This is a genomic window from Bradyrhizobium sp. CCBAU 51627, assembly GCF_028128765.1.
Taxonomy (GTDB): domain Bacteria; phylum Pseudomonadota; class Alphaproteobacteria; order Rhizobiales; family Xanthobacteraceae; genus Bradyrhizobium.
Genome location: NZ_LBJG01000023.1, coordinates 95,444 through 121,190, shown reverse-complemented (window position 1 = coordinate 121,190; position 25,747 = coordinate 95,444). Strand labels below are relative to the sequence as shown.

Genomic DNA, 25,747 nt, shown 5'->3' with positions numbered 1-25,747 from the left:
GCCATCCCCCTTGAGACCCAGCGCATCGCGGAGTTGGGCCCGGCCATGTCCCGGCCGGGCCTAATGCGCTGCATCACCTGCGCGCTTATCGCGCGCGTGCAGATCGGTCGAGCGATGAAAATATTCCGGACATGATCGTCAGCAAAACGTGATGCTGGAGGTAGGCGGCCCCGCGAATAATCGCGGCCGCATTCAAATCACTCCACACCAGGGAAGCAAGCACGCGCCGGGGGCGCAACCATCAGGACCTGCTTCCCAAGTGGAGGGAGGCTTACGTGCGGATCATCACTCGCGGACTCATGCTGGGACTACTCGCTGCCTGTTCGGGCCAGGCGCGTGCCGACGACAATGTCACGTCAGAAATCCAGGCGCTGAAGGCCAAGCTGAAGGAGCTGCAGCAGAAGGTGGATTCGGAGGCGCGCAAGACGCGCCAGGTCGAGGCCGTGCAGACCAAAGTCATGCCGATGCCGGGGACCTACAAGGCGCTGCCCGTCGAGGCATGTGCGGGCGGCAAGGTCTGCTATAAGGGTATCACGCTGACATTCGGCGGCTGGGTCGATCTCACCGGGATCTACCGCTCGCGCAACATCGCCTCCGACACCGGCTCAGTGTACAATTTCATCCCCTATCCCCAGGCCCACAATTTCTTTGTCCCGGAGACACGGTTCTCCGCGCGCCAGAGCAGGTTCTCGGTGCTGGCCGAAGGCAATGCCGACGCCGATACGCATCTCGCCGGCTACGGCGAAATCGACTTCGAGGGCGCAGCGCAGACGGCAAGCTCCGTTGCCACCAACTCGTTCAACCCGCGGATGCGCCAGCTCAGTCTCGAAGTTGACCGAACCGACCTCGGCCTGCACTTCCTGGCCGGCCAGTCCTGGTCGCTGAACGCGCCGACCAAATCCGGGATTGATCCGCGCGGCGTCGATGCGCCCGGCGTGATCGACTTCGAATCCGTTCCGGGATTTTTGGCGGCACGCCAGCCGGGCCTGCGCGTCTGGAAGGATATCGGACCCGAGTTCAAGCTCGCCGCGTCCGTTGAAAATCCGCAGACCGCCTTCTTCGGCGGTAACACCCCGGCAGTCGGCACGCCGGCGGTCGGCCCGCAGGGCGTGCTCAATCCGAATCTGCAGGTCAATCTGACCGGGCCGGGCGGCAGCTTCTTCAACAACCTCAACAATGTCAGCCTGAACCAGGTGCCTGACGTCACCGTCAAGGCGGCGTGGGATCCGCGGCTCGGGCCCTACAAGCTGCATGTCGAGACGTGGGCGCTCTATCGCCAGCTGTTCGACCGCTTCAACGGCGCCAACCACACCTACGACACCGGCAGCTTCGGTGGCCACGTCTTTGCCGAGCTGATTCCGAAGACCCTCGATCTCCAACTCTACGGCGCGCATGGTGTGCTCGGCCGCTTCACGGCGACGCCGTTCCCCGATGCGGCACTGGCGCAGGACGGCACGGTGCTGCCGCTGACGATCACGGCGGCCGCGGCCGGCCTGATCTGGCACGCAACGCCTGAACTCGATGTCTACAGCTACGCGGGCCTGGAGAAGGCCAAGGCCAATTTCACCAACGTCGGAACGGTGCCGTTCGGCTACGGCAATCCGCTCTACAACAACACCGGCTGCTTTACCGAGAATACGCCGCCAGCGACCTGTAACGGCAATACCAAGGAAGTCCGGCAGGTCACCGCCGGCATCTACGACACCATCTACCAGGGCAATTACGGCACGCTCAAAGCCGGCGTGCAGTACTCCTACACGCAACGCTTCGCCTTCGCTGGCGTCGGGGGCGCCCCCAAGACTGACGACAACATCGTCATGACGCAGGTCCGGTATTATCCGTTCTGATCTTCTGTGAGCGGCAATTGTCCGACGGTCTTCTGATCCTTCGGCTCGCGCACGTCGTCGCCCGGCTTGGCCTGGCGATGACGGGCGCGGTCGGCGCCACCTTCGGCGCCGCATTGCTGATGCGGACCGAACTGCCCTGGTTCGACACCGTCGAATTTACTGTCCTGCTGATCCTGCTCGGAATGATCGGCGCGTATCTCGGGATCGATATCCCGCGCTGGCCGCAGCGTCAGTCCGGCCCAGCGCATCGATCGCCCGTGATCGGCCTTGCCAGCGCGACCGGCACGTTCTCGCGGCTGGAGCCGGCCTGCTCTCGCTCTATGCTTTCGTGGTCGACGAGATATCCGATCCCGCCGGCAATCTCCTGTTCGGCATCACCTGGATGGTGGGAGTGTGCATGCAGATCGGTGCCGGCCTCGCCGGCCGCCGCCGCATTGCGCGAGTCCGGGACCGCAATTAGCCGGGCTTCTTGTCGAGCTGTCCGTGCTGTCGGCCGAAATCCGCGGCCGCCGAATCCTGGCCGATCTCGACGATGCCGCGGCGGATGGCGCGGGTGCGGGTGAAATGGTCGAACAGCGCCTCGCCGTCGCCGCGGCGGATCGCGCGGGTGAGCTTGGCGAGATCCTCGGTGAAGGTGCCGAGCATCTCCAGCACGGCGTCCTTGTTGGCGAGGAAGACGTCGCGCCACATCGTCGGGTCGGAGGCCGCGATGCGGGTGAAGTCGCGGAAACCACCGGCTGAGAACTTGATGACCTCCGACTCCGTCACCTGCGCCAGCTCATCGGCGGTGCCGACAATGGTGTAGGCGATCAGATGCGGCAGGTGGCTGGTGATCGCGAGCACGAGATCATGATGATCCGGCGTCATCACCTCGACCTTGGCGCCCATCGCTGCCCAGAACGCGCGCAAATGCGCGGTCGCCGCGGCATCGACGCCTTCCGGCGGCGTCAGGATGCACCAGCGGTTGATAAAGAGCTCGGCGAAGCCGGAATCCGGGCCCGAATGCTCGGTGCCCGCGACCGGATGCGCCGGCACGAAATGAACGGTCTTCGGCAGATGCGGCGCCATGTCCTTGACCACCGCGCCCTTGACCGAGCCGACGTCGGAGATGATCGCGCCGGGCTTCAGATGCGCGGCGATCTCCTGCGCGACCTCGCCGCAGGCGCCGACGGGAATGCAGAGGATGACGAGATCGGCATCCTTCACCGCTTCCGCATTGGTCGCCACGACCTCGTCGACGATGCCGAGCTCGAGCACCCGCGCCCGCGTTTTTTCCGAGCGCGCGGTGGTGACGATCTCGCCGGCGAGGCCCTGGCGCTTCGCAGCGCGTGCGATCGAGCCGCCGATCAGACCGAAGCCGATCAGCGCGACGCGCTGGAAGTGCGCCTGCTCGCTCATTTGCCGGCCATGAAGTCGCGCAAGGCCTCGACGACGAGGCGGTTGGCCTCCTCGGTGCCGATCGTCATGCGCAGCGAGTGCGGCAGGCCGTAGTTCTTCAGCGCGCGCAGCACGAGACCGCGCCTGGTAAGGAAGGCGTCGGCGTCGTCAGCGGTCTTGCCCTTGTCGGTCGGGAAGTGGATCAGCACGAAATTGGCGACGCTCGGGGTCACCCTCAGCCCGAGCTTGCCGATCTCCTCGGTGAGCCAGCTGCGCCAGGTCTCGGTGAACTGCTTCGACATCGCCTGGTGCGCAGTGTCCTCGATCGCGGCAACCGCGGCATACATCGCCGGCGTCGACACGTTGAAGGGACCACGGATGCGGTTGACCGCATCGATGATGTGCTCGGGGCCGAACATCCAGCCGACGCGCAGCGCCGCAAGGCCGTGGATCTTGGAGAAGGTGTGCGTCACCACGGTGTTCTCGGTGGTGGCGACCAGCTCGATCCCCATCTCGTAGTCGTTGCGCGAGACGTAGTCGGAATAGGCGGCATCCAGCACCAGCAGCACGTGCGACGGCAGGCCAGCGCGCAGGCGCTTGACCTCGTCGAACGGGATATAGGTGCCGGTCGGGTTGTTGGGGTTGGCGAGCCAGACCAGCTTCGTCTTCGGCGTCACGGCCTTGAGGATGGCGTCGACGTCGCAGGTCAGGTTCTTCTCCGCCGCGATGACGTTCCTGGCGCCGACCGCCATGGTCGCGATCGGATAGACCAGGAAGCCGTGCGTGGTCGAGATCGCCTCGTCGCCGTGGCTGAGATAGGTGTGGGCGAGCAGATTGAGGATCTCGTCCGAGCCGGCGCCGCAGATGATGCGATTGGGGTCGAGCCCGAAGGAGCGGCCGATCGCCTCGCGCAGCACGCGCGAGGTTCCTTCCGGATAGTCTTCCAGATGATCCGCCACGTGTTTGAAGGCCTCGATCGCCTTGGGCGAGGGTCCGAACGGCGTCTCGTTGGCCGAGAGCTTGAACACCTTGCGGCCTGGCTCGGCGACCGGGCTCTTGCCGGGCGTGTAGGGCGCAATATCGAGAATGCCGGGGTTCGGCACGGGGCGGGACATTTTCAACTCCGAAAGTGACTGGGGCGCGAATTTACGATTTCGCCCCGGTCGGGGGCACCGTATAGCGCGTTGCGTGGCTGCCGACGAGGGCCGTGGAGCGGACCGAGGCACCCGCTTCGATCAGGGCAGCCCTGATTTTGTCGATGCTGGTATCGCTCGTTGCGGAGACCAGCAGCGCCGCGCCGTCGAAGGCGGTATCGGGCACCGCCACGATCTCGGCGAGCGGCGACAGCGCGCGCGCGACCTCGGCGTTCCACCCCGACACGCGCACGCTGAAGGTCTCGACCTCCGTCACCACGGCGCTGTCGGCGACACGGGAGATCGCGAACACCGGCAGCGCGGCCGGATGGTCGGCACGCTCGACGAAGGGCATGCGCGCGATGATCTTCGGCGCGCCATGGGCTTCCAGCTCCAGCCACCACGGCGTGCGGCTGGAGGTCGCCGAGACCAGCGCCAGATCGCCCTTGGACTTCGCCACCGCTTCGACCGCGGCCTGGGCGCTGAAATGGGCGACGTAAGGCACCGTGAAGCCAAAATGGAAGCGTACCGAATCGCGCATCGCCGGCTCGCTCGCCGAGATGTCGGCGTGCACGGAGAACGGCGCTTGGACATAGGTGAAGGTCGAGATGATGACGCGCCAGATGCTCTCGACGGTGTCGAGCGGCAGGATGCCGCGATGGCGTTGCACGATCTCGCGCATCATCGAGGCCTCGCGCGCGGGCCGGAACGCCGAGCCGACCTCCTGGGTCTGCTTCACCTGGATCAGGCGATCGATGATGTCGCCACGCTGCATCAAGAGGCGGTGCATGGCCTCGTCGATCGCGTCGATCTCCTTGCGCAATTCCTGGAGCGATGGTGGCGCGGGCGGACGTTGGGACATGTCTGACTGGCTGTTGTGAGGGGGCGGTCGAGGTTCTGATTAGGCAGTCGGGGCAGCGAAAGCAAAGAGAAATGCGAAAGGAAATGAGACCTGCCGGGCCGAGGGACGGGAGACTATTTTGGTTGATCCGGACCGCGACTTGACGAAATCGGCCCAAACCGGTAGGTTTTTGCTTGTTCCGTGGTCATTTGAGCCGGCCGGCTTGCAGCCACGTTAAAAAATTCGCTAAACAGGCCGGGGACGCTTCCGATCCCGGCCGAGCCTATCGTTCAGGCCGGGTTTTTCATGGCCTGATGTCAGCGGCGCTCTGGTGGCAGTCGCAAACGAGGTCGATGATGGTTGGCGTCAAGTCCGTGCCCAGTCCCGCGATCAGTGCCGACGATCGCTCGCATGAGGTCGATCATCCGAGCTCGCAGCTTGCACTGTTCGGCACGGAGCAGCCGCTGCGGCTCGATTGCGGCGTCGATCTCACCCCGTTTCAGATCGCCTATCAGACCTATGGCGAGCTCAACGCCGACCGTTCCAACGCGGTACTGATCTGCCATGCGCTGACCGGCGACCAGCACGTCGCCAATGTGCATCCCGTCACCGGAAAGCCCGGCTGGTGGGAGACGCTGGTCGGTCCCGGCCGGCCGCTCGATCCCAGCAGGTATTTCATCATCTGCTCCAACGTGATCGGCGGCTGCATGGGCTCGACCGGCCCGGCCTCGATCAATCCCGCGAACGGCAAGGTGTGGGGCCTGGATTTTCCCGTCATCACCATTCCCGACATGGTGCGCGCGCAAGCGATGCTGATCGATCGGCTCGGCATCGACACGCTGTTCGCCGTCGTCGGCGGCTCGATGGGTGGCATGCAGGTGTTGCAATGGACCGCGGCCTACCCTGCGCGCGTATACTCCGCGCTGGCGATTGCCTGTGCGACGCGGCACTCGGCGCAGAACATCGCCTTCCACGAGCTCGGTCGCCAGGCCGTGATGGCCGATCCGGACTGGCACAATGGCGGCTACGCCGACCGCGGCATCCATCCGCATCGCGGCCTCGCGGTTGCGCGCATGGCTGCGCACATCACCTATCTCTCGGACGCCGCGCTGCATCGCAAGTTCGGCCGGCGCATGCAGGATCGTGAGCTGCCGACCTTCTCGTTCGACGCCGACTTCCAGGTCGAGTCCTATCTGCGCTACCAGGGCTCGTCCTTCGTCGAGCGCTTCGACGCCAACTCCTATCTCTATCTGACCCGCGCGATGGACTATTTCGACATCGCCGCCGACCATGGCGGCGTGCTGGCAAAGGCGTTCGCGGGCATCCAGACACGCTTTTGCGTGGTCTCCTTCACCAGCGACTGGCTGTTCCCGACCTCGGAATCGCGCGCGCTGGTGCACGCGCTGAACGCGTCGAGCGCGCGGGTGTCCTTCGCCGAGATCGAGACCGATCGCGGCCACGATGCCTTCCTGCTCGACGTGCCCGAATTCTTCGACATCTCGCGCGCCTTCCTGCAATCGGCCGGCAAGGCGCGCGGGCTCACCAGCAAGGACGGCTGACATGTCGGCGCAAGAAGTGCTGCCGTTCAACGGCATCGTGACCACGCAATCGGGAAACTATCGTGCCGACCATTTGCTGGTCGCCGAGATGGTCAAGCCGGGCTCGAAAGTGCTCGACGTCGGCTGCGGCGAGGGCGATCTGCTTCAGCTGCTGGAGACCCGCGGCATCGACGGTCGCGGCATCGAGTTGTCGCGCGAGGGCGTCAACCGCTGCGTGGCGAAAGGCCTCGCAGTGGTGCAGGGCGATGCCGACACCGACCTCGTAAATTATCCGGATGACGCCTTCGACTACGTCATCCTGTCGCAGACGCTGCAAGCGACACGACAGCCCAAGGTCGTGCTGGAAAATCTCCTGCGCATCGGTCGCCGCGCCATCGTGTCATTCCCGAATTTCGGCTTCTGGCGGATGCGCCTCCAGCTCCTGATCGGCGGCCACATGCCGCGCACGGAGAATCTGCCGGCCAGCTGGTACGACACCGCCAACATCCATTTTTGCACGATCAAGGATTTCGTCGAGCTCTGCGACGAAATCCACGTCAAGATGGAACGCGCCGAAGCGCTCGACCTCTACGGCCGCCCGCTGCGACTGCGGCTGCCGTGGTGGGTGTGGAATCTGTTCGGCGAGCAGGGCGTGTTTCTGCTGAGCCGGGGGATCGGAAAATAGTTCCTCCGTCCTTCCGGGGCGCGCGAAGCGCGAGCCCGGAATCCATTTTGCCTCAGCCTCTGCCGTTTGATGGATTCCGGGCCTGCGCCTGTCGGCGCATCCCGGAATGACGACTTATCCTAGCGCCATCGACCGCGGATCGCGCGCCGGCCAGCGGCCGGCTTCCACCAGCGTCACGAACCGTTCCACGCTCTCGTTGAATAGCGCGGGCTCTTCGAGATTGAGCACGTGGCCGGACTTCGGAAAGATCGCGAGGCCCGCGGCCGGCAGATGCTTTTTCAGGAACAGGCTCGGGCCGACGCATGGATCATCCTCGTCGCCGCAGATGATCAACGCGGGCGTCGTCGCGCGTTTGATCGCCTCGGTCATGGTATAGATCGACGGCCTGCCGCCCTGGAAGCCGCGCATCGTGTTGGCCGAGCCTTTGGCATCGTGCCGCGCCAGCGCGGTGTAGAAATCGGCGTGGCCTCGCGGATCCTTCACCAGGAAGGGAATCCGGCTCGGCGCCTCGCGCGTGATCTTGGCGACCTCGGCTGATCCCAGCGTCTCGAACTGTTCGGCATTGGCGCGGCACTGCTTGCGCCAGGCCTCCAGGTTCTCGAGCTCCGAGCCTGAGCCGACCCCGGCCAGCGTCATCGACAGCGCGCGCTGCGGTGCGTTCAATCCGATCTGGAGCGATGAGTAGGCGCCCATCGACAGGCCGACGAGATGCGCGCGCTGGATTCCGAGATGATCGAGCACGGCGAGCGCGTCGGTGTAGAAATGCTCGAAGGTGTAGACCTCACCATCAGGCACATCAGACGGCGTGTAGCCGCGCGCAGAATAGGTGATGCAGCGGTGGCCGCGCGAGAAGTAACGCATCTGCGGCTCCCAGTTGGTGTAGTCGGCCGCGAACTCGTGCAGAAAAATGATCGGCGTTCCCTGGCCCGCTTCTTCGAAATAGAGGCGGACGCCGTCCCTGGTCGTGGCGTGGGGCATTAATCGTTTCCCTCTCTTCAAGCCGTAGCTCCAGGATCGCAGTTAATGCTGATGTCCGCAATGAGGCAGCTCACAACAGTACTGACGCAAAATCATCGCAGCTATTCACCCTCGCCGCGTCTTTTTCTCGCCACATCCGGAAGCTTTACGGCCCGTCGGATGTCGGCCACCGCACGGGTTGACGGGAAGTGGGGTGTCAACGAAGGATGAAGAATGGCTGAGTTGTTTGCGTCTCGCCTGTCGCGTTCTGTTGCCGCGCTGGCGATCTTCTTCGCGGCTTTTGCCGCGTTCGTTTCCCCGGCCTCAGCGCGGCCGTATCATCGTCATAGCGCAGAGCGGCACGCTTACGTGCATCACGCCAGCAGATCTCATCACCACCGGCACATGGCCCGCAGCTCGCGCTTCGAGCGCAGCGCGGCGGCCTTGCAGGCAGGTGGATTCGCCAACACGCAGGCCAGCTATGATCCGAACGCCAATGCGGGTGCGAGCATGAGCAGTGGATTCGGCGGCGGATCGGGTCTCGTCTCCGAGGCGCGGCGATATCTCGGCGGCAATCCCACGGGACGCGGCAGCCTGTGGTGCGCCCGCTTCATGAACATGGTGCTTCAGAAGACCGGCCATCAGGGCACCGGCTCCGACATGGCTAGCTCGTTCGCACACTACGGCACGCGCGTCTCCGGTCCCCAGGTCGGCGCCATCGCGGTGATGTCGCGCGGCCGCCGCGGCGGTCACGTCGGCATCATCACCGGCATCGACGCGCAGGGGAATCCGATCATGATCTCCGGCAACAATGGCAATCGCGTCCGCGAGGCGCCGATCTCGCGCGGCCGGATCTACGCGTATGTGATGCCCAACTAAGGCGCGTTGCCGTCGTCATTGCGAGGAGCGAAGCGACGAAGCAATCCAGGCGGTCTCAGCGGATAGATCTCTGGATTGCTTCGCTGCGCTCGCAATGACTGAGTGTGGTGCGCCGAGGTTGGCTCACACCAGCTTCGGCTGCTCCACCGCAACCACATCACCCACGCCGATCTCGCCGTCGGCGATCACCTCGGCATAGATGCCGCAATCCATGTGGCCGAGATGGCGCGAGAGCGTCGGCGGAATGTCGAGATCGCGCACGGCGGTGTCAGGATCGACATTGGTGGCCGGACAACGCTTGATGCGCTTGACCACTTTCAGGCGGGCCTGTCCGATCGCGAGCGTCTGGTCGAGGAGATCGAGCTCCGACCAGGCCGGCCAGCCTTTGACATAGAGATTGGCGCGGAAGCGCAAGGGATTGACGGCAACGCCGCCGAGCATGGTCTCGATGGCCTGGACGCTATTGAGATTGATGATGGACACCACCTTGCGGGCGACGTCGGAAAAGCTGTGGCCGTGACCGGACAGCACCTTCGGCGGCCCTTTCAGCTCAGGCTGAAAATTCTCGCTGAAATAGATCTCGATCGCCTTGCGCCCTGCCGCGGTCTCGAGATCGCCGCTCGCGACGATCTGGCCGTCTTTGCGGATCGTCAGATGGTTCGTGGCGTCCTCGAACCGGCTGTCGAGAGACGCCAGCCGCTCGTTGCGCGCCAGCATCAGGAACTGGATCTTCGGCTTCCACTCGGGAGCTTCAGGGTCAAACCCGCTCGGGCCGTTCTCGATGGCGTAGCGGCGGTCGGCGGGCAGGGTCTGGCCTGACCGCAAGGGAACGCGGGACAGGGATTCGGGCGTCAGGCCCTTGATCGGGTAGCGGTAAAGGGCGGTGATCTCGGCGGTCTGGTTGGCTGTCATGCCGCTACTTAGGGGATTCGTCCCGCGCCCGCCAAGCGGGTCGATCAGCGCACGAAATTGTGAACTCGCCTCTTCCGATCCGAGGGCGCGCTTCCCACATCTGGGTCAGGTCGGCGCCAGCGTCGGCTGATAACGACCGTCGTCGGTTGAGGAATGTCAACGCGGCTAGCGGAAACCCAATGAAGATGCCGTTTGGGGTGCCTTGGAGGGCCCCATGGGCAGGCCGAGGGAAAGAAAAGCTATGAATATCGAGAAGTACACCGAACGCTCCAGGGGCTTCATTCAGTCCGCGCAGTCGCTCGCGATGCGCGAGGGGCACCAGCAGTTTTCCACCCTGCACGTCCTGAAAGTCCTGTTGGACGACAATGAGGGGTTAGCTGCCGGTCTGATCGACCGCGCCGGCGGCAATTCCCGCGCAATCCTGAAGGCGACCGAGGATGCCCTTAACAAGGTGCCGAAGGTCAGTGGTGGCGGTGCCGGCCAGATCTATCTGGCCCCGGAACTCGCTCGCACCTTCGATGCCGCTGAAAAGGCCGGCGAGAAGGCCGGCGACAGTTTTGTCACCGTCGAGCGGCTGCTGCTCGGCCTGACGCTGGAGAAATCCAGCGAGGCGGGCACCATCCTGAGCAAGGGGGGCGTGACTCCGCAAAACCTCAACGCGGCGATCGAAGCGCTGCGCAAGGGTCGCACGGCTGACAGTGCGACCGCCGAGAACGCCTATGATGCGCTGAAGAAATATGCCCGCGACCTGACCCAGGCCGCGCGCGACGGCAAGCTCGACCCGGTCATCGGCCGCGACGAGGAGATCCGCCGCACCATCCAGGTGCTCTCGCGCCGAACCAAGAACAATCCCGTCCTGATCGGCGAACCCGGCGTCGGCAAGACCGCCATCGCGGAGGGGCTCGCGCTGCGCATCGTCAATGGCGACGTGCCGGAAAGCCTGAAGGACAAGAAGCTGCTGTCGCTCGACCTCGGGGCGCTGATCGCGGGTGCGAAATATCGCGGTGAGTTCGAGGAGCGTCTGAAGGCCGTGCTCCAGGAAGTCACCGGGAGCGAAGGCACCTTCATCCTGTTCATCGACGAGATGCACACGCTGATCGGCGCCGGCAAGGGCGACGGTGCGATGGACGCGTCCAACCTGCTCAAGCCCGCGCTTGCGCGCGGTGAGCTGCATTGCATCGGCGCGACCACGCTCGACGAATACCAGAAGCACGTCGAAAAGGATGCTGCGCTGGCCCGCCGCTTCCAGCCGATCTTCGTCAGCGAGCCCTCGGTCGAGGACACCATCTCGATCCTGCGCGGCCTGAAGGACAAGTACGAGCAGCACCACGGCGTGCGGATCACGGATTCCGCGCTCGTTGCGGCCACGACGTTGTCCAACCGCTACATCACGGATCGCTTCCTGCCCGACAAGGCGATCGACCTGATGGACGAGGCCGCGGCGCGGCTGAAGATGCAGGTCGATTCCAAGCCGGAAGAGCTGGATTCGCTCGACCGTGAGATCATCCGGCTCAAGATCGAGCAGGAAGCTCTCAAGAAGGAAAGCGACCTCGGTTCCAAGTCCCGGCTGCAGACGCTGGAGAAGGACCTTGCCGAACTCGAGGAGAAGTCAGCGTCGCTGACGGCGCGCTGGAGCGCGGAGAAGAGCAAGCTCTCCGACGCCCAGAAGCTGAAGGCCGAGCTCGACGGCTTGCGTGTCGAACTGGCCAACGCCCAGCGGCGCGGCGAATTCCAGAAGGCGGGTGAGCTGGCCTATGGCCGGATTCCGCAGCTCGAGAAGCAGCTTGCCGACATCGAGGCCAAGGAGAATTCCGGCGAGATGATGGAGGAGGCCGTTACCGCCAACCATATCGCGCAGGTGGTCTCGCGCTGGACCGGCGTGCCCGTCGACAAGATGCTGGAGGGCGAAAAGGAGAAACTCCTGAAGATGGAGGAGCAGCTCGGCAAGCGCGTCGTCGGCCAGGCCGAGGCCGTGCGTGCGGTCGCGACCGCCGTGCGGCGCTCGCGTGCCGGCCTGCAGGATCCGAACCGGCCGACCGGCTCGTTCATGTTCTTGGGTCCCACCGGCGTCGGCAAGACCGAGCTGACGAAAGCGCTTGCGGAGTACCTCTTCAACGACGAGACCGCGATGGTCCGCCTCGACATGTCCGAATACATGGAGAAGCATTCGGTCTCGCGGCTGATCGGCGCGCCTCCGGGCTATGTCGGTTATGACGAGGGCGGCGCGCTCACCGAAGCGGTGCGGCGCCGGCCCTATCAGGTCGTGCTGTTCGACGAGATCGAGAAGGCGCATCCCGACGTCTTCAACGTCCTGTTGCAGGTGCTCGACGACGGCCGCCTGACCGACGGCCAGGGCCGCACCGTCGACTTCCGCAACACGCTGATCATCATGACCTCGAACCTCGGGTCGGAGTTCTTGGTGAACCAGCCGGAGGGCGAGGACACCTCGGCCGTGCGCGAGCAGGTGATGGGAATGGTGCGTGGGCATTTCCGCCCCGAGTTCCTCAACCGTGTCGACGAGATCATCCTGTTCCACCGCCTGCAGCGGAGCGAGATGGGCCGGATCGTCGAGATCCAGTTCGCGCGGCTGCAAAAGCTGCTGACCGATCGCAAGATCGTGCTGACGCTCGACGCTGCCGGCCGCGACTGGCTCGCCGCCAAGGGCTGGGACCCCGCTTACGGCGCAAGGCCGCTGAAGCGGGTGATCCAGCGCTATCTCCAGGATCCGCTCGCCGAGATGATCCTGGCCGGCGACGTCAGGGACGGCGATACGGTTGCGATCTCGTCCGAAGGCAACGTGCTGACGTTCAACGGCAAGGCGCCGCAGACCGCGGAGATCACCCAGTTCGAGGCGCCGATGCCGAAGCGGAAGCTGAACTGAGCGCTGACGCGCGCCCACGAATATCGCCCCGGAGAGGTGACCCTCTCCGGGCTTTGCTTGTCGACTTGCTCGCCTAGCTGATTGCGGAGGCCGAGCCGGGGCCGGCTGGGCCTGGCTCGTCATCGTCCTGGTCGAGCTCCGAGAGAATATCGACGAGCTCTCGCACCCGTCCCTGCGCCAATGGCCGCAGATCGTTGATCATCGGCTCGTCGTTGGCGAGCCAGGCTCGAGCCTCGGTAAACTCGTCGACGGTCGCGCCGGTTCCGATGATCTCGGCAACCGTGGCGTCATCGATTCCGGGGAGAGCCTTGATCACGTCATCGCGTGAGAGCTGCTTCATTGGCGTAATCTCCTCTTGCTCGTCCGGCAGAAGCCAGAGCCAACAATCGAGAACACCGCCGAACGGTTCCGCCTCCGCAGCTGCGAAGATTTAATGAAACCGCCTCGGTCGCAACTGATTACCGTCATATGGGAGGGGCCGGCCGCGTCCCGCAAGCCATCGCCTCGCGATTTTGCGAAGACCCGCCAGTTTGACGACGGGGTAAATCTCTCAAACGAGCACGCCCGGTGAATCCCTCTCACGCAAGTGAAGGATCTTGCCATGAGCAGACAACCCGCCACGCATAACCGACCGGTCTTCGACCGGCTTCATCCAAAAATCTACGGTGCCGCGGCAGGGCTGGTCGCATGGTTCGCCTTGATGGCTTGGGTGCTGTTCGACCGCGGCGGCGGCGATGTCAGCCTTTCGCTCGCCTTTGTCACGCTGTTGTTTGTCATGGCGGTGGGCCTGCCCTGGACAATGTCGCGGCTGTGGCGGAAGCACCGGATGTCGAACGAGCCGCTTCATGGGCCGGTCTCGCTGCGCGATTGGGAGGCCGGCGATTTCGTCGTCTGGGGCGCGAAGCTGCGCAGTGTCCACGCCGCCATCGACGTGCTCTTACCCCTCATCGCGGTCTCGTTCGGTCTGACGGCGATCGGGATTGTGTTCGATATCGTCCGCGCGCACGCGCTCTTCTAAGGCGCGATGACGTGAAGGCGAATCATCATCGCGCTTTAGGTTGTTGTTCGAGCACCCCTAGCGGCTTGCGGTGAGCCGCGGCGGGTTCTGGGACATGATCCAGAGCTCGAGGGCGGCAAGCGCCGCGACCAGGATGCCGACCACGACGTGGACGGTCATGGCGGTCCTGTTGCCCTCGAAGCCGAGCACCCAGGGTGCAATCAGCGTCCAAAGACCGACGATCAGGTTCAGCCACTCTTCCCAGACGGCAAACGCCGCGAGCGCTGCGATCGCCAGCACCGCGATCACGATACCCGCAACGTAGGCGTTCTGGGATGCGTGCCCGGCGTCGAATCCGAAGATCCAGGGCGAGACGAACAGGAATCCGCCGAGGATCAAGTTGGCGACGTCGCACAGCTTGGCGTTCGTCCAATTTTCCATGACATCCTCCATTGGAGCCCCTGCCACTCATGCAAAACAACCGACGCGCGCACCGCTCGGTTCCACAGGGTTCCAATAAAATCGAATGGAAGAATCGAAGGGAGAACGCTTCTGGTCGCGCTTTCGGGCTGGAGCGCTGACGGTCCCTGACGCTAGCGGTTTAGCGGTTGGTGACCTGCAACGGCCCGCCGGTGGCGTCCGACATGCGGGCGATGGCGCCGCCGCGGCCGCTCATCATCGCGTCGAGGCGGTCGCGCTCCTTCTCGAAGCTGGCGAGCATCGCGCCTTCCAGCGAACGGCCGCGCGGCAGCTTCACGCGCATCGGGTCGACGAAGCGGCCGTTGACGAGGATTTCGTAATGGACGTGCGGGCCGGTCGACTGGCCGGTCGAACCGACGAAGCCGATGACCTGACCCTGCCGCACCTTCTTGCCGGCTTCCATGCCCTTGGCGAAGGCCGACATGTGGCCGTAGGCGGTCTCGTAGCCGTTGTTGTGCTTGATGCGGATATATTTGCCGTAGCCGCCCTCGAGCTGGGCCTTCTCGATCACGCCGTTGCCGGCGGCGAAGATCGGCGTGCCGTAGGCGGTGGCCCAATCGACGCCGGTGTGCATCTTCACATAGCCGAGGATCGGATGGCGGCGGCCGCCGAAGCCGGAGCGCATGATGGCGCTGTTGACGGGTTTGCGGACCAGGAACTTCTTCGCGCTCTTGCCGCTCTCGTCGTAATAGTCGACGACGCCGTCGTCGGGGCTCTGGTAGCGGTAGTATTTCTTGGTCTCGCCGCCGACTGTGAGAGAGGCGAACAGCACGTCGTTCTTCTCGGTCGAGGTCGTGCCATCTTCTTCGCCGGCATAGAACACGTCGAACGAGTCGCCCGGCTGCACCTTGCGCTGGAAATCGACGTCGTAGGAGTAGATCTTGATCATGTCGTCGATGACAGGCATCGGCACTTTGTTGCGCATCGCGGTCTCGTAGATGCTCTGGTAGAGCCGCACGCCGCTGCCGTCGTCGTCGTCGTCGTCCTCGCTGCTCGTGCTGGTCGTGGCATCGACAACGGTATTCATGCTGGAGACGTCGACCGCGACGTATTTGCCGAGATCGGACAGTGCCGCGATCGCCTCGACCACCGTGTCGTTTGCAACCACGACGCGATAGGGCTGGAGCCGCGCGCCGGGGCTGGCCGGCGCCATCAGGATGCGAAGCTTCTCGCCTTCCTTCAGGCCGCCGTCGCGGCCGCGCGGGCCGAGCGTCGCGGTGATCGCCTTGATCTCCTCGGCCGTGGCGCCGAGATCGCGCAGCACCGAGGCAACGCTGTCGCCCTTCTTGACCAGGTGCACGCGCTCGCCGGTGGGATTGCCCCCGGTGATCTGCTCCTTGGTCTTCGGCAGCAGCGTGACGTTTTCCGGCACCACGCGCGTCTCGAAACCGGCATAGGGATCGGACGGCGACACTTCGGTGGCATAGGCCATCTTCATGTCGGAGGCGCCGGTCGCGCCGGAGACGTCGGCGGTGGCATTGGCCAGCGAGGCATAGCGCACGCCACCATTGCCGCGCCAATTGGCGGCATCGCGCACCCGCATCAGGATGTCGTCGAGGGCCACCACGGCGGAAATCTTGGCCTTCGGCAGCACCGGCGAGAGATCCCTCGTGACGAAGGAGACCTCGGCGTCGGGCTCGACGGCTTCGGGATTGTTCGGATCGTCGGCCGCGGTCTTCGGATCGGAGCCGACGTCGGTGAGCAGACGCTGGGCGTTGAACGGTGGAATCTTCGCCGACAGATCGCTCGTCGTCATCGACAGATTGCCGGCGATCCGGATGAAGGGGCGTACGCGCATCACGTCGCGATTGCCGACGCGGGCCACTGTCGAGACGCGCACGATGCTGCGCGAGGCAGCGGAGTCGTTCGGCGGCGGCAGGCGATCGCTCTTGTGCAGCGTAGCGGTGCGATCGGCGGTGCCGAAGGCGCCGCGCAGCGCGCCTTCGACCCGCTCCGGCACCTTGGCGAAGGTCATTTCGCCGTCGAGCGATGCGAAAACGGCGCCGCCGATCAGGGCTGCGCCGCAGAGTCCGGTCAGAATCGTGCCGCTGAACCATTGCACCGAGACGCGACGGCGATCGATCACGGCGGCTTCGGAACCATCGACGGACAGCGGCGGTTCGTGGCCGAGATCGATGATCCCGGTCTCTCGCCCGTAAGCGCCGCGTGACGTCCTCTGGTTCAACCCAAGTCCCCCAATCCAACGACCCGAAAAACCTGCTTCGTGTCCTCCCTGGTTGCCCTCTTGGAGGGGCATCGCAGGAAAAGCCATGCCGCACAGGTGCTCGCGCTCAGAAGGCCCCGGATTGAGGCCCGGCCGAAATTACGAACAGCTGGGCAGGTGAAGGTCTCTCGATGTCTTTCGAAGGTCCGAAGAAGGCCGCGTCATTGTCAGATCGCCTTCTCCGAACCCCATGCAAACCGCCGGCAGCCCCCACTGGCATCCCGGCGATTCAAGCTTGTGTCTTATCAGAACGCCGCGGGATTGTGGCTCTAGTACGGCGCCTAAGATGGAAAAAGTTTCCTGAACGGCCGGCCGCGATGGCCTTGGGGCGAGGGTGGCCCGAGGCCACCTCCAGGCCCCCTCGGGGGTCCCTCCCGAGCCCCCAGGGAGGCAAACTTTTTTCAGATTTTTTGCCGGGCGGCGTCGCTCCGCGCGCTCTTGGGCCACCTAATCGTCTGGAATCGCAGGAATTTTTCCACCAATCCACTGTGCGACGATTTGTTGACGATTGGCGTTGACAGCCCGGAAGGTGGGGCCTATAACCCCAACCACTGAGCGCGGCGCCGCCGGGTCACTGACCAAGGCGAGCGAACGCGCCACTGATGCTCCTCAACTTGTTGAGTGACACAACAGCCGACACAATCGGTTGGAGTCATTCGACGTCGGTAAGAGTGTCGGAACCCTTCCACTCCGGAAGGTTGGGGCCTCCACGGTCCCGGGCTGTTTGACAAGTGAAGATGAAGAAAGAGAAACGTGGACGGCGGAGTCCTTGCGGGTCTCGCTTCCGAAAAGCTTCGGCTTTTCTGATCGAGACCGGACGAAAGACTTCGGCGGTACACGTTTCAAAGGAAACACCATCGTTGCCAGCGATGTGAATCGCAGGCAGCACATCGACTTCGGTCGATAATGGTGGGACCTCGTCAAACGTTGTGATCAGCCGGTTCAAAGTTCAAGTCCAACTTGAGAGTTTGATCCTGGCTCAGAGCGAACGCTGGCGGCAGGCTTAACACATGCAAGTCGAGCGGGCGTAGCAATACGTCAGCGGCAGACGGGTGAGTAACGCGTGGGAACGTACCTTTTGGTTCGGAACAACACAGGGAAACTTGTGCTAATACCGGATAAGCCCTTACGGGGAAAGATTTATCGCCGAAAGATCGGCCCGCGTCTGATTAGCTAGTTGGTAGGGTAATGGCCTACCAAGGCGACGATCAGTAGCTGGTCTGAGAGGATGATCAGCCACATTGGGACTGAGACACGGCCCAAACTCCTACGGGAGGCAGCAGTGGGGAATATTGGACAATGGGGGCAACCCTGATCCAGCCATGCCGCGTGAGTGATGAAGGCCCTAGGGTTGTAAAGCTCTTTTGTGCGGGAAGATAATGACGGTACCGCAAGAATAAGCCCCGGCTAACTTCGTGCCAGCAGCCGCGGTAATACGAAGGGGGCTAGCGTTGCTCGGAATCACTGGGCGTAAAGGGTGCGTAGGCGGGTTTTTAAGTCAGGGGTGAAATCCTGGAGCTCAACTCCAGAACTGCCTTTGATACTGAAGATCTTGAGTCCGGGAGAGGTGAGTGGAACTGCGAGTGTAGAGGTGAAATTCGTAGATATTCGCAAGAACACCAGTGGCGAAGGCGGCTCACTGGCCCGGTACTGACGCTGAGGCACGAAAGCGTGGGGAGCAAACAGGATTAGATACCCTGGTAGTCCACGCCGTAAACGATGAATGCCAGCCGTTAGTGGGTTTACTCACTAGTGGCGCAGCTAACGCTTTAAGCATTCCGCCTGGGGAGTACGGTCGCAAGATTAAAACTCAAAGGAATTGACGGGGGCCCGCACAAGCGGTGGAGCATGTGGTTTAATTCGACGCAACGCGCAGAACCTTACCAGCCCTTGACATGTCCAGGACCGGTCGCAGAGATGTGACCCTCTCTTCGGAGCCTGGAACACAGGTGCTGCATGGCTGTCGTCAGCTCGTGTCGTGAGATGTTGGGTTAAGTCCCGCAACGAGCGCAACCCCCGTCCTTAGTTGCTACCATTTAGTTGAGCACTCTAAGGAGACTGCCGGTGATAAGCCGCGAGGAAGGTGGGGATGACGTCAAGTCCTCATGGCCCTTACGGGCTGGGCTACACACGTGCTACAATGGCGGTGACAATGGGATGCTAAGGGGCGACCCTTCGCAAATCTCAAAAAGCCGTCTCAGTTCGGATTGGGCTCTGCAACTCGAGCCCATGAAGTTGGAATCGCTAGTAATCGTGGATCAGCACGCCACGGTGAATACGTTCCCGGGCCTTGTACACACCGCCCGTCACACCATGGGAGTTGGTTTTACCTGAAGACGGTGCGCTAACCGCAAGGAGGCAGCCGGCCACGGTAGGGTCAGCGACTGGGGTGAAGTCGTAACAAGGTAGCCGTAGGGGAACCTGCGGCTGGATCACCTCCTTTCTAAGGATGGCTCTTCAGAAGCTTGCTTCTATCGAGCTGTTTTAGAAACATCAGGGGCCAACAGATCGCCAGATCGTTGAGCTCCATTGGCGGGATTTCGCCGTCTACGTTTCTCTTTCTTCGCGGACGAACACGCGCTGGGCCTGCAACGGCAGGATCCAGGGTCCTTAACGGGATGTGCGTTAGGGGCTTGTAGCTCAGTTGGTTAGAGCGCGCGCTTGATAAGCGTGAGGTCGGAAGTTCAAGTCTTCCCAGGCCCACCACTTTCATCGAGTGAGCATTCGTCTTCTGGTTACGGGGCCATAGCTCAGCTGGGAGAGCGCGTGCTTTGCAAGCATGAGGTCGTCGGTTCGATCCCGTCTGGCTCCACCAGATGGTTTGATCATCGACTGATCATGCACCGTCGTCCGCGAAACATCACTTCGCATCCTGCTAGTCTGGATAGACAGCAGATTGCGTGTTTTCTGACATCGTAAAGAGGAGATCGATCCGAGTTGGGTCGTGTAGCAGATTGCTGCGCGGATCCTTCATTATCTCCGGATCATTTTCGGCGCTCGCTTTCAGCCGTGAGGTTGAGTGCGAGTTGTAAAATGATCCTTTTAGCGAAGCTTGACCGCCTCGCTATCGGAACGATCTTACGAAGCAAGCTGGTCTTTCTAGTCAATGTCCGGCTGTACGTAGCGTTCATCGAGGGCGCGTGCCGCAAGGCAGTCGTACAGACAGCATTCTGCCGAGTGTGTGGACATTGATAATGAGAGCAATCAAGTGCCTTAAGGGTGTTCGGTGGATGCCTTGGCGCTGAGAGGCGATGAAGGACGTGCTACGCTGCGATAAGCCGTGGGGAGCTGCGAAGAAGCTTTGATCCGCGGATTTCCGAATGGGGAAACCCACCTTCGATAGCCGGAACTCCAAGACCTTGTGTCTTGGTGTTCGACCAGAAATGATCGGGACCATGACCTCAGAGGTTTTGGATTTCCGGTTATCAAGAGAAGGTATGAGACTTCTGAATACATAGGAGGTTTCAAGCAAACCCAGGGAACTGAAACATCTAAGTACCTGGAGGAAAGGACATCAACAGAGACTCCGTTAGTAGTGGCGAGCGAACGCGGACCAGGCCAGTGATACATCAAAGACAATCGGAACCGGTCAGGAAAGCCGGGCCTCAGAGGGTGATAGCCCCGTACGAGTAATGCGATGATGTATCCACGAGTAAGGCGGGACACGTGCAATCCTGTCTGAACACGGGGGGACCACCCTCCAAGCCTAAGTACTCCTCAGCGACCGATAGCGAACCAGTACCGTGAGGGAAAGGTGAAAAGCACCCCGACGAGGGGAGTGAAATAGACCTGAAACCGGACACCTACAAACAGATGGAGCCCAAGATTCGTTCTGGGTGACATCGTACCTTTTGTATTATGGGCCAGCGACTTAATTTAACGAGCAAGCTTAAGCCGATAGGCGAAGGCGTAGCGAAAGCGAGTCTGAATAGGGCGCCAAGTTCGTTGTATTAGACCCGAAACCTAGTGATCTAGCCATGAGCAGGTTGAAGGTGAGGTAACACTCACTGGAGGACCGAACGGGTGCCTGTTGAAAAAGGCTCCGATGACTTGTGGTTAGGGGTGAAAGGCCAATCAAACTGGGAAATAGCTGGTTCTCCGCGAAAGATATTTAGGTATCGCCTCGGATGAATACCTCAGGGGGTAGAGCACTGGATGGGCTAGGGGGACTTACCGTCTTACCAAACCCAACCAAACTCCGAATACCTGAGAGTACTATCCGGGAGTCACACGGCGGGTGCTAACGTCCGTCGTGGAGAGGGAAACAACCCGGACCTACAGCTAAGGCCCCTAATTCGTGGCTAAGTGGGAAAGGATGTGGAAATCCCAAAACAACCAGGAGGTTGGCTTAGAAGCAGCCATCCTTTAAAGAAAGCGTAACAGCTCACTGGTCTAAATAAGGGTTTCTGCGCCGAAGATGTAACGGGGCTCAAGCCACGAGCCGAAGCTTAGGGTGTAGTCCGCAAGGGCTACGCGGTAGCGGAGCGTTCTGTAAGCCTGCGAAGGGCGACTCGTGAGAGCGCCTGGAGGTATCAGAAGTGCGAATGCTGGCATGAGTAACGACAAACACTGTGAAAGACAGTGTCGCCGAAAGTCCAAGGGTTCCTGCGTAAAGTTAATCTTCGCAGGGTTAGCCGGTCCCTAAGGCGAGGCCGAAAGGCGTAGTCGATGGGAATGCAGTGAATATTCTGCAGCCAGTGGATGGTGACGAATCCCGTGTGTTGTCCGACCTTATTGGATTGGTCGGGCCTCGAAGGGGTTCCAGGAAATAGCCTCCACATTAGACCGTACCCGAAACCGACACAGGTGGACTGGTAGAGTATACCAAGGCGCTTGAGAGAACTATGTTGAAGGAACTCGGCAATTTACCTCCGTAACTTCGGGATAAGGAGGCCCATTGCTCGCGCAAGCGGGCAGTGGGGGCACAGACCAGGGGGTGGCAACTGTTTAACAAAAACACAGGGCTCTGCGAAATCGCAAGATGACGTATAGGGTCTGACGCCTGCCCGGTGCCGGAAGGTTAAGAGGAGAGGTGCAAGCCTTGAATCGAAGCCCCGGTAAACGGCGGCCGTAACTATAACGGTCCTAAGGTAGCGAAATTCCTTGTCGGGTAAGTTCCGACCTGCACGAATGGCGTAATGACTTCCCCGCTGTCTCCAACATAGACTCAGTGAAATTGAATTCCCCGTGAAGATGCGGGGTTCCTGCGGTCAGACGGAAAGACCCCGTGCACCTTTACTGTAGCTTTGCGCTGGTATTCGTGACTGTTTGTGTAGAATAGGTGGTAGGCTTTGAAGCCGTGGCGCCAGCCATGGTGGAGCCGCAATGTGAAATACCACCCTAATGGTTATGGATATCTAACCGCGTTCCCTTAGCGGGAACCGGGACAGCGCATGGTGGGCAGTTTGACTGGGGCGGTCGCCTCCCAAAGAGTAACGGAGGCGTGCGAAGGTAGGCTCAGAACGGTCGGAAATCGTTCGTCGAGTATAATGGCATAAGCCTGCCTGACTGCGAGATCTACGAATCGAGCAGAGACGAAAGTCGGTCATAGTGATCCGGTGGTCCCGCGTGGATGGGCCATCGCTCAACGGATAAAAGGTACGCCGGGGATAACAGGCTGATGACGCCCAAGAGTCCATATCGACGGCGTCGTTTGGCACCTCGATGTCGGCTCATCACATCCTGGGGCTGGAGAAGGTCCCAAGGGTTCGGCTGTTCGCCGATTAAAGTGGTACGTGAGCTGGGTTCAGAACGTCGTGAGACAGTTCGGTCCCTATCTGCCGTGGGTGTTGGAATGTTGAGAGGATTTGCCCCTAGTACGAGAGGACCGGGGTGAACGTACCTCTGGTGGAGCTGTTGTCGCGCCAGCGGCAGTGCAGCATAGCTATGTACGGACGGGATAACCGCTGAAAGCATCTAAGCGGGAAACCCACCTCAAAACGAGCATTCCCTTGAGAACCGTGGAAGACGACCACGTTGATAGGCCGGGTGTGGAAGTGCAGTAATGCATGTAGCTTACCGGTACTAATCGTTCGATTGGCTTGATTGCTCTCATTTTCAGTGTCCATGAGGTCTTGAAGACCCAGACAGAATGAGAGGCGCTAGTCGCCATCAAAGATCGCTTGCTTCGTTTTCTTGTCCTTCGCCGGCCTGGTGGTTTTAGCGAAGCGCCTCAACCCGATCCCATCCCGAACTCGGCCGTTAAACGCTTCAGCGCCAATGGTACTATGGCTTAAGCCCTGGGAGAGTAGGTCGCTGCCAGGCCTGCCAAGGACAAGAAATTCTCCTCTTTCGATGTTCGAAATACAAAACGCCGTCTCCCCAGCGCAGGTATGCGCAAGGGGAGGCGGCGTTTTTGTTCGTGCAGTCATCTCGGGATGGTCTGGCGTTAGCCGGTTTCCCGCGGCCCCGGCCACTGGCTTCGCGCGTTCGGATCGACGACAGACATGCCGATGCCCTCCGTCGCACGCACGGGCACCGAAGCAGGATCGAAATCCTCGATGCAGAACACGTTGACTCCAAAATGATCCGGCGCCGCGCGCTTGCGATGAAACGTGTAGATGCCGCAGCGTGAGCAGAAGAAGTGCTTCGCGCGGTGCGTATTCCATTTGTAGACCGACAGCAGATCCTCGCCTGACAGCACGGTGAGTGCGCTTTGATGGACCTTCGTCATCAGCGCGTTCTTCTGCCTGCATAGCGAGCAGTCGCAGGTCGTGAGCTCGGTGATATCCGACACCAGCCTGAACGTCACTGCGCCGCAATGGCACGAGCCTCGATAGGTCGGCATGCTGCTCTCTCTTTTTTCGATGCGCCCGAGCATGAGCCGGGATGCGTTGTCGGCACAACAGCCGAATTGCACGCGGGACAATGTTTGGTGATCGGAGCGAGCACCACAAGCTTGTGATCATTCAGCCATGATCGGCCGTTAGCTGGATGCGCAGAAGTTCATGCGGAGTTCATTTCGAGTTCCCTAGCTTTCGTCCGTCGAGACCTTCCACGGCCAAAGCCCTTCCGCCAGCAAGACCATTGATCCCCCTTCAGGAGGAGACTTCCATGCCAGCATTGCTTCGTCCCGCTCTCACCGCGCTCGGCGTCGCGTGCCTCGTGTCCGCAACGTCGCTCGCCTTCTCCGGTGCGGCGCTCGCCCAGGCCAAGCAGCAGCCGGCCCCCGCTCAGCAGGCTGCGCCGGCGCAACAGCAGGCGCCCGCGCTCAAGCAGATCGCGCTGACCGACAAGCAGATCGATGGCGTGCTCGCTGCGCAGAAGGACATGGACGCGATCACGGAAAAACTGCCGGAGAACACCGCGCCCGACGCGAAGGTGATCGCCCAGCTCGGCGGCGTGGCCAAGAAGCACGGCTTCGCCAGCTATGACGACTACAACAACGTCGTCGACAATATCAGCCTCGTCCTCGGCGGCTTTGATCCCGCGACCAAGAAATATGTCGGCAACGAAGCCGTGATCAAGTCGCAGATCGCGCAGATCGAGGCCGACAAGAAGATGCCGGCCAAGGACAAGAAGGAAGCGCTCGACGAGCTCAACCAGGCGGTGAAGACGCCGGCGCCTGCGGTCGAGAACAAGGGCAACATCGACCTCATCGCCAAATATTACGACAAGCTGGTCGCCGCGCTCGGTGACGATCAGAACTGAGGATGTAGCTTTCGTCCCCGGGCTCCGCAGCGCATCGTCGAACCGACGTTGTGCTGCGTCCGAGGCACGAAGGCGCCTCCTCGCGCTGTACTGTCATGACCCTGGCTTGCCGTCTGCGCTGAAGCTTTGCCGGTCCGAGCGCGCGCGTGGGCCCGGCTTAGCCAAGCTTAGAACTGCGGCGTCGCTCGTTCGCTACGTCAAAGTCGCCGACATCTTGCGCATCACGCGGTCGAGTACTTCGACCTCCTCGGCGGTGAGCACCGCCAGCAGCGCCGTCTCCCGCTCGCGTGCGTAAGGGACGATCTTTCGATAGAGCGCGCGGCCGGCGGATGTCAGCGAGACGATCAACTCGCGCCGGTCGTCGGGATGCGGTTTGCGGCTCGCGACGCCGCGCGTCTCCAAACCCTGGACCGCGCGGCTCACCTGCATCTTGTCGAGCGTCGTGAGCGGACCGATTTCCTTGGTCGCAATCTCCTGACGCGCGCCGAGAATCGCCAGCACGCGCCATTCTTGCCGCGTCAACGAAAAACGCTCTGAATAGACCTCGGCAACCGCGAGCGACACCTGCTCGGCCAGGCGCGCCAGCCGATACGGAAAATATTGCTGCAGGTTGAGCTCGGCCGCCGCCTGCGCTGTGTCGCCCGAACGTCCCATCACTATGTCCACCCGCGTGCCGAAGGCTGCAAAATTTCTCCGACCCCAATTGATCCAGATCAAATCCAGCAGATAGTAACATCTGTTACGAAATTGGCAATCGCAGATCCAGGGAGCAAAACGCCATGAAAATCGAGAAGATCCATCACGTCGCCTATCGCTGCGTCGATGCCAAGGCCACGGTCGAGTTCTACAAGAAGGTCATGGACATGGATCTGCTCGGCGCCATCGCCGAGGATAAGGTGCCTTCCACCAAGGCGCCGGATCCCTACATGCACATCTTCCTGGATGCCGGAAACGGCAACATCCTCGCCTTCTTCGAACTGCCGAATTCGCCGCCGATGGGCCGCGATCCCAACACGCCGGACTGGACCCAGCACATCGCCTTTCAGGTCAAGGACCTCGCCGAGCTCGAGGAAGCCAAGGCGCGGGCCGAGGCGGTCGGGCTCGACGTCGTCGGCATCACCGACCACACCATCTTCAAGTCGATCTATTTCCGCGATCCCAGCGGCCATCGCCTGGAGATCGCGGCCTGGACTGCCACGCCGGAGCAGATCGACCGCATGAAATCGGTGGCGCACGAAATGGTCGAGGAATGGTCGCGGACCAAGCGCCCGCCGCGCCACACCGCCTGGATGCACGAGAAGGAGTTCGCGGACGCCCATTAGCTTCGGTTCAGCAGGACAGCGAAC

The 25,747-nt window shown here is 61.9% G+C and carries 20 protein-coding genes, 2 tRNA genes, 3 rRNA genes and 1 riboswitch; of the genes, 14 read left to right on the top strand and 11 right to left on the bottom strand.

Translation table 11 applies throughout. The annotated features are described in order from the left end of the window. The first annotated feature begins 275 nt into the window (after window positions 1-275). Window positions 276-1,847, top strand: a complete 1,572-nt coding sequence (locus XH88_RS12395) for a hypothetical protein (RefSeq protein WP_271668578.1) — start codon at window positions 276-278, stop codon at window positions 1,845-1,847. On the opposite strand, the gene XH88_RS12390 is transcribed toward XH88_RS12395, so the two are convergent. Then, complete coding sequence (locus tag XH88_RS12390) at window positions 1,835-2,095, bottom strand: hypothetical protein (protein WP_271668577.1); 261 nt, start codon at window positions 2,093-2,095, stop codon at window positions 1,835-1,837. The two genes, XH88_RS12395 and XH88_RS12390, sit on opposite strands and share 13 nt — an antisense overlap. A gap of 80 nt (window positions 2,096-2,175) precedes the next feature. Between XH88_RS12390 and XH88_RS12385 the strand changes: the two genes are divergently transcribed. After that, window positions 2,176-2,307 (top strand): hypothetical protein, encoded by a 132-nt coding sequence (locus XH88_RS12385; protein ID WP_271668576.1) that lies wholly within the window; start codon window positions 2,176-2,178, stop codon window positions 2,305-2,307. Here XH88_RS12385 and XH88_RS12380 read toward each other — a convergent pair. The 3 genes from XH88_RS12380 to XH88_RS12370 are packed head-to-tail and all read right to left on the bottom strand — an operon-like array spanning window position 2,304 to window position 5,219. Further along, window positions 2,304-3,245, bottom strand: coding sequence for a prephenate/arogenate dehydrogenase family protein (locus XH88_RS12380; protein ID WP_271668575.1), 942 nt, complete (start codon window positions 3,243-3,245; stop codon window positions 2,304-2,306). The two genes, XH88_RS12385 and XH88_RS12380, sit on opposite strands and share 4 nt — an antisense overlap. Beyond that, complete coding sequence (gene hisC, locus XH88_RS12375; protein ID WP_271668574.1) at window positions 3,242-4,339, bottom strand: histidinol-phosphate transaminase; 1,098 nt, start codon at window positions 4,337-4,339, stop codon at window positions 3,242-3,244. Before hisC ends, XH88_RS12380 begins: the two co-directional genes overlap by 4 nt. A 31-nt stretch (window positions 4,340-4,370) precedes the next feature. Beyond that, the gene (locus XH88_RS12370; protein ID WP_271615633.1) at window positions 4,371-5,219 is read right to left on the bottom strand and encodes a chorismate mutase; all 849 of its coding nucleotides are present in this window, start codon (window positions 5,217-5,219) and stop codon (window positions 4,371-4,373) included. Between the two features lie 170 nt (window positions 5,220-5,389). After that, window positions 5,390-5,469, top strand: a riboswitch (SAM riboswitch). Window positions 5,470-5,554: 85 nt separating this feature from the next. Between XH88_RS12370 and metX the strand changes: the two genes are divergently transcribed. Together metX and metW are read left to right on the top strand one after the other, a co-directional pair. Then, complete coding sequence (gene metX, locus XH88_RS12365) at window positions 5,555-6,757, top strand: homoserine O-acetyltransferase MetX (protein WP_271615632.1); 1,203 nt, start codon at window positions 5,555-5,557, stop codon at window positions 6,755-6,757. A 1-nt stretch (window position 6,758) separates the two neighbouring features. Next, window positions 6,759-7,421 carry a methionine biosynthesis protein MetW gene (gene metW, locus XH88_RS12360; RefSeq protein ID WP_271615631.1) on the top strand — a complete coding sequence of 221 codons (663 nt, stop codon included), beginning with the start codon at window positions 6,759-6,761 and terminating at the stop codon, window positions 7,419-7,421. A gap of 114 nt (window positions 7,422-7,535) precedes the next feature. Here the strand turns inward: metW and XH88_RS12355 are convergent, their stop codons facing one another. Continuing rightward, window positions 7,536-8,399 carry an alpha/beta fold hydrolase gene (locus XH88_RS12355; RefSeq protein ID WP_271615630.1) on the bottom strand — a complete coding sequence of 288 codons (864 nt, stop codon included), beginning with the start codon at window positions 8,397-8,399 and terminating at the stop codon, window positions 7,536-7,538. Window positions 8,400-8,612: 213 nt separating this feature from the next. On the opposite strand from XH88_RS12355, the gene XH88_RS12350 reads away from it, so the two are divergent. After that, window positions 8,613-9,257, top strand: a complete 645-nt coding sequence (locus XH88_RS12350; protein WP_271615629.1) for a TIGR02594 family protein — start codon at window positions 8,613-8,615, stop codon at window positions 9,255-9,257. 123 nt (window positions 9,258-9,380) lie between these two features. Here the strand turns inward: XH88_RS12350 and XH88_RS12345 are convergent, their stop codons facing one another. After that, the gene (locus XH88_RS12345; RefSeq protein WP_271615628.1) at window positions 9,381-10,169 is read right to left on the bottom strand and encodes an MOSC domain-containing protein; all 789 of its coding nucleotides are present in this window, start codon (window positions 10,167-10,169) and stop codon (window positions 9,381-9,383) included. 241 nt (window positions 10,170-10,410) lie between these two features. Here XH88_RS12345 and clpB point away from each other — a divergent pair, with 241 nt between their 5' ends. After that, window positions 10,411-13,050, top strand: coding sequence for an ATP-dependent chaperone ClpB (gene clpB, locus XH88_RS12340; RefSeq protein ID WP_271615627.1), 2,640 nt, complete (start codon window positions 10,411-10,413; stop codon window positions 13,048-13,050). 73 nt (window positions 13,051-13,123) lie between these two features. Here the strand turns inward: clpB and XH88_RS12335 are convergent, their stop codons facing one another. Then, window positions 13,124-13,390, bottom strand: a complete 267-nt coding sequence (locus tag XH88_RS12335) for a hypothetical protein (protein WP_271615626.1) — start codon at window positions 13,388-13,390, stop codon at window positions 13,124-13,126. A gap of 246 nt (window positions 13,391-13,636) precedes the next feature. On the opposite strand from XH88_RS12335, the gene XH88_RS12330 reads away from it, so the two are divergent. After that, the gene (locus tag XH88_RS12330; protein WP_271615625.1) at window positions 13,637-14,068 is read left to right on the top strand and encodes a hypothetical protein; all 432 of its coding nucleotides are present in this window, start codon (window positions 13,637-13,639) and stop codon (window positions 14,066-14,068) included. A gap of 57 nt (window positions 14,069-14,125) precedes the next feature. On the opposite strand, the gene XH88_RS12325 is transcribed toward XH88_RS12330, so the two are convergent. Together XH88_RS12325 and XH88_RS12320 are read right to left on the bottom strand one after the other, a co-directional pair. Further along, window positions 14,126-14,488 carry an SPW repeat protein gene (locus XH88_RS12325; RefSeq protein ID WP_271615624.1) on the bottom strand — a complete coding sequence of 121 codons (363 nt, stop codon included), beginning with the start codon at window positions 14,486-14,488 and terminating at the stop codon, window positions 14,126-14,128. Between the two features lie 160 nt (window positions 14,489-14,648). Further along, window positions 14,649-16,712: a M23 family metallopeptidase gene (locus XH88_RS12320; RefSeq protein WP_271615623.1), complete on the bottom strand. Its 2,064-nt coding sequence runs from the start codon at window positions 16,710-16,712 to the stop codon at window positions 14,649-14,651. A gap of 995 nt (window positions 16,713-17,707) precedes the next feature. Here XH88_RS12320 and XH88_RS12315 point away from each other — a divergent pair. The 5 genes from XH88_RS12315 (at window position 17,708) to rrf (ending at window position 23,015) form a co-directional block, all read left to right on the top strand. Beyond that, window positions 17,708-19,194 (top strand): 16S ribosomal RNA (locus XH88_RS12315). 186 nt (window positions 19,195-19,380) lie between these two features. Further along, window positions 19,381-19,457: transfer RNA gene (locus tag XH88_RS12310), tRNA-Ile, on the top strand. A gap of 33 nt (window positions 19,458-19,490) precedes the next feature. Next, window positions 19,491-19,566 (top strand) — tRNA-Ala (locus tag XH88_RS12305). Between the two features lie 387 nt (window positions 19,567-19,953). Next, a 23S ribosomal RNA gene (locus tag XH88_RS12300) occupies window positions 19,954-22,800 on the top strand. A gap of 100 nt (window positions 22,801-22,900) precedes the next feature. Continuing rightward, window positions 22,901-23,015 (top strand): 5S ribosomal RNA (gene rrf / locus XH88_RS12295). The 16S, 23S and 5S rRNA genes sit together here with 2 tRNA genes alongside, the layout of an rRNA operon. 124 nt (window positions 23,016-23,139) lie before the next feature. On the opposite strand, the gene XH88_RS12290 is transcribed toward rrf, so the two are convergent. Beyond that, window positions 23,140-23,538: a GFA family protein gene (locus tag XH88_RS12290; protein WP_271615622.1), complete on the bottom strand. Its 399-nt coding sequence runs from the start codon at window positions 23,536-23,538 to the stop codon at window positions 23,140-23,142. A gap of 266 nt (window positions 23,539-23,804) precedes the next feature. Here XH88_RS12290 and XH88_RS12285 point away from each other — a divergent pair, with 266 nt between their 5' ends. Further along, window positions 23,805-24,401: a hypothetical protein gene (locus XH88_RS12285; protein ID WP_271615621.1), complete on the top strand. Its 597-nt coding sequence runs from the start codon at window positions 23,805-23,807 to the stop codon at window positions 24,399-24,401. A gap of 192 nt (window positions 24,402-24,593) precedes the next feature. On the opposite strand, the gene XH88_RS12280 is transcribed toward XH88_RS12285, so the two are convergent. Then, window positions 24,594-25,055 (bottom strand): MarR family winged helix-turn-helix transcriptional regulator, encoded by a 462-nt coding sequence (locus XH88_RS12280; RefSeq protein ID WP_271615620.1) that lies wholly within the window; start codon window positions 25,053-25,055, stop codon window positions 24,594-24,596. 125 nt (window positions 25,056-25,180) lie between these two features. Between XH88_RS12280 and XH88_RS12275 the strand changes: the two genes are divergently transcribed. Then, window positions 25,181-25,723: a VOC family protein gene (locus tag XH88_RS12275; RefSeq protein WP_271615619.1), complete on the top strand. Its 543-nt coding sequence runs from the start codon at window positions 25,181-25,183 to the stop codon at window positions 25,721-25,723. Window positions 25,724-25,747 lie beyond the last annotated feature (24 nt).

What these genes read in the sequence shown, in the direction of transcription:
- XH88_RS12370 (WP_271615633.1), bottom strand. Translation starts at nt 5,219, where the DNA reads ATGTCCCAACGTCCGCCCGCGCCACCATCGCTCCAGGAATTGCGCAAG.
- XH88_RS12285 (WP_271615621.1), top strand. Translation starts at nt 23,805, where the DNA reads ATGCCAGCATTGCTTCGTCCCGCTCTCACCGCGCTCGGCGTCGCGTGC.
- metX (WP_271615632.1), top strand. Translation starts at nt 5,555, where the DNA reads ATGGTTGGCGTCAAGTCCGTGCCCAGTCCCGCGATCAGTGCCGACGAT.
- XH88_RS12380 (WP_271668575.1), bottom strand. Translation starts at nt 3,245, where the DNA reads ATGAGCGAGCAGGCGCACTTCCAGCGCGTCGCGCTGATCGGCTTCGGT.
- XH88_RS12390 (WP_271668577.1), bottom strand. Translation starts at nt 2,095, where the DNA reads ATGCGCTGGGCCGGACTGACGCTGCGGCCAGCGCGGGATATCGATCCC.
- hisC (WP_271668574.1), bottom strand. Translation starts at nt 4,339, where the DNA reads ATGTCCCGCCCCGTGCCGAACCCCGGCATTCTCGATATTGCGCCCTAC.
- XH88_RS12325 (WP_271615624.1), bottom strand. Translation starts at nt 14,488, where the DNA reads ATGGAAAATTGGACGAACGCCAAGCTGTGCGACGTCGCCAACTTGATC.
- XH88_RS12345 (WP_271615628.1), bottom strand. Translation starts at nt 10,169, where the DNA reads ATGACAGCCAACCAGACCGCCGAGATCACCGCCCTTTACCGCTACCCG.
- clpB (WP_271615627.1), top strand. Translation starts at nt 10,411, where the DNA reads ATGAATATCGAGAAGTACACCGAACGCTCCAGGGGCTTCATTCAGTCC.
- XH88_RS12290 (WP_271615622.1), bottom strand. Translation starts at nt 23,538, where the DNA reads ATGCCGACCTATCGAGGCTCGTGCCATTGCGGCGCAGTGACGTTCAGG.
- metW (WP_271615631.1), top strand. Translation starts at nt 6,759, where the DNA reads ATGTCGGCGCAAGAAGTGCTGCCGTTCAACGGCATCGTGACCACGCAA.
- XH88_RS12350 (WP_271615629.1), top strand. Translation starts at nt 8,613, where the DNA reads ATGGCTGAGTTGTTTGCGTCTCGCCTGTCGCGTTCTGTTGCCGCGCTG.
- XH88_RS12280 (WP_271615620.1), bottom strand. Translation starts at nt 25,055, where the DNA reads ATGGGACGTTCGGGCGACACAGCGCAGGCGGCGGCCGAGCTCAACCTG.
- XH88_RS12275 (WP_271615619.1), top strand. Translation starts at nt 25,181, where the DNA reads ATGAAAATCGAGAAGATCCATCACGTCGCCTATCGCTGCGTCGATGCC.
- XH88_RS12355 (WP_271615630.1), bottom strand. Translation starts at nt 8,399, where the DNA reads ATGCCCCACGCCACGACCAGGGACGGCGTCCGCCTCTATTTCGAAGAA.
- XH88_RS12335 (WP_271615626.1), bottom strand. Translation starts at nt 13,390, where the DNA reads ATGAAGCAGCTCTCACGCGATGACGTGATCAAGGCTCTCCCCGGAATC.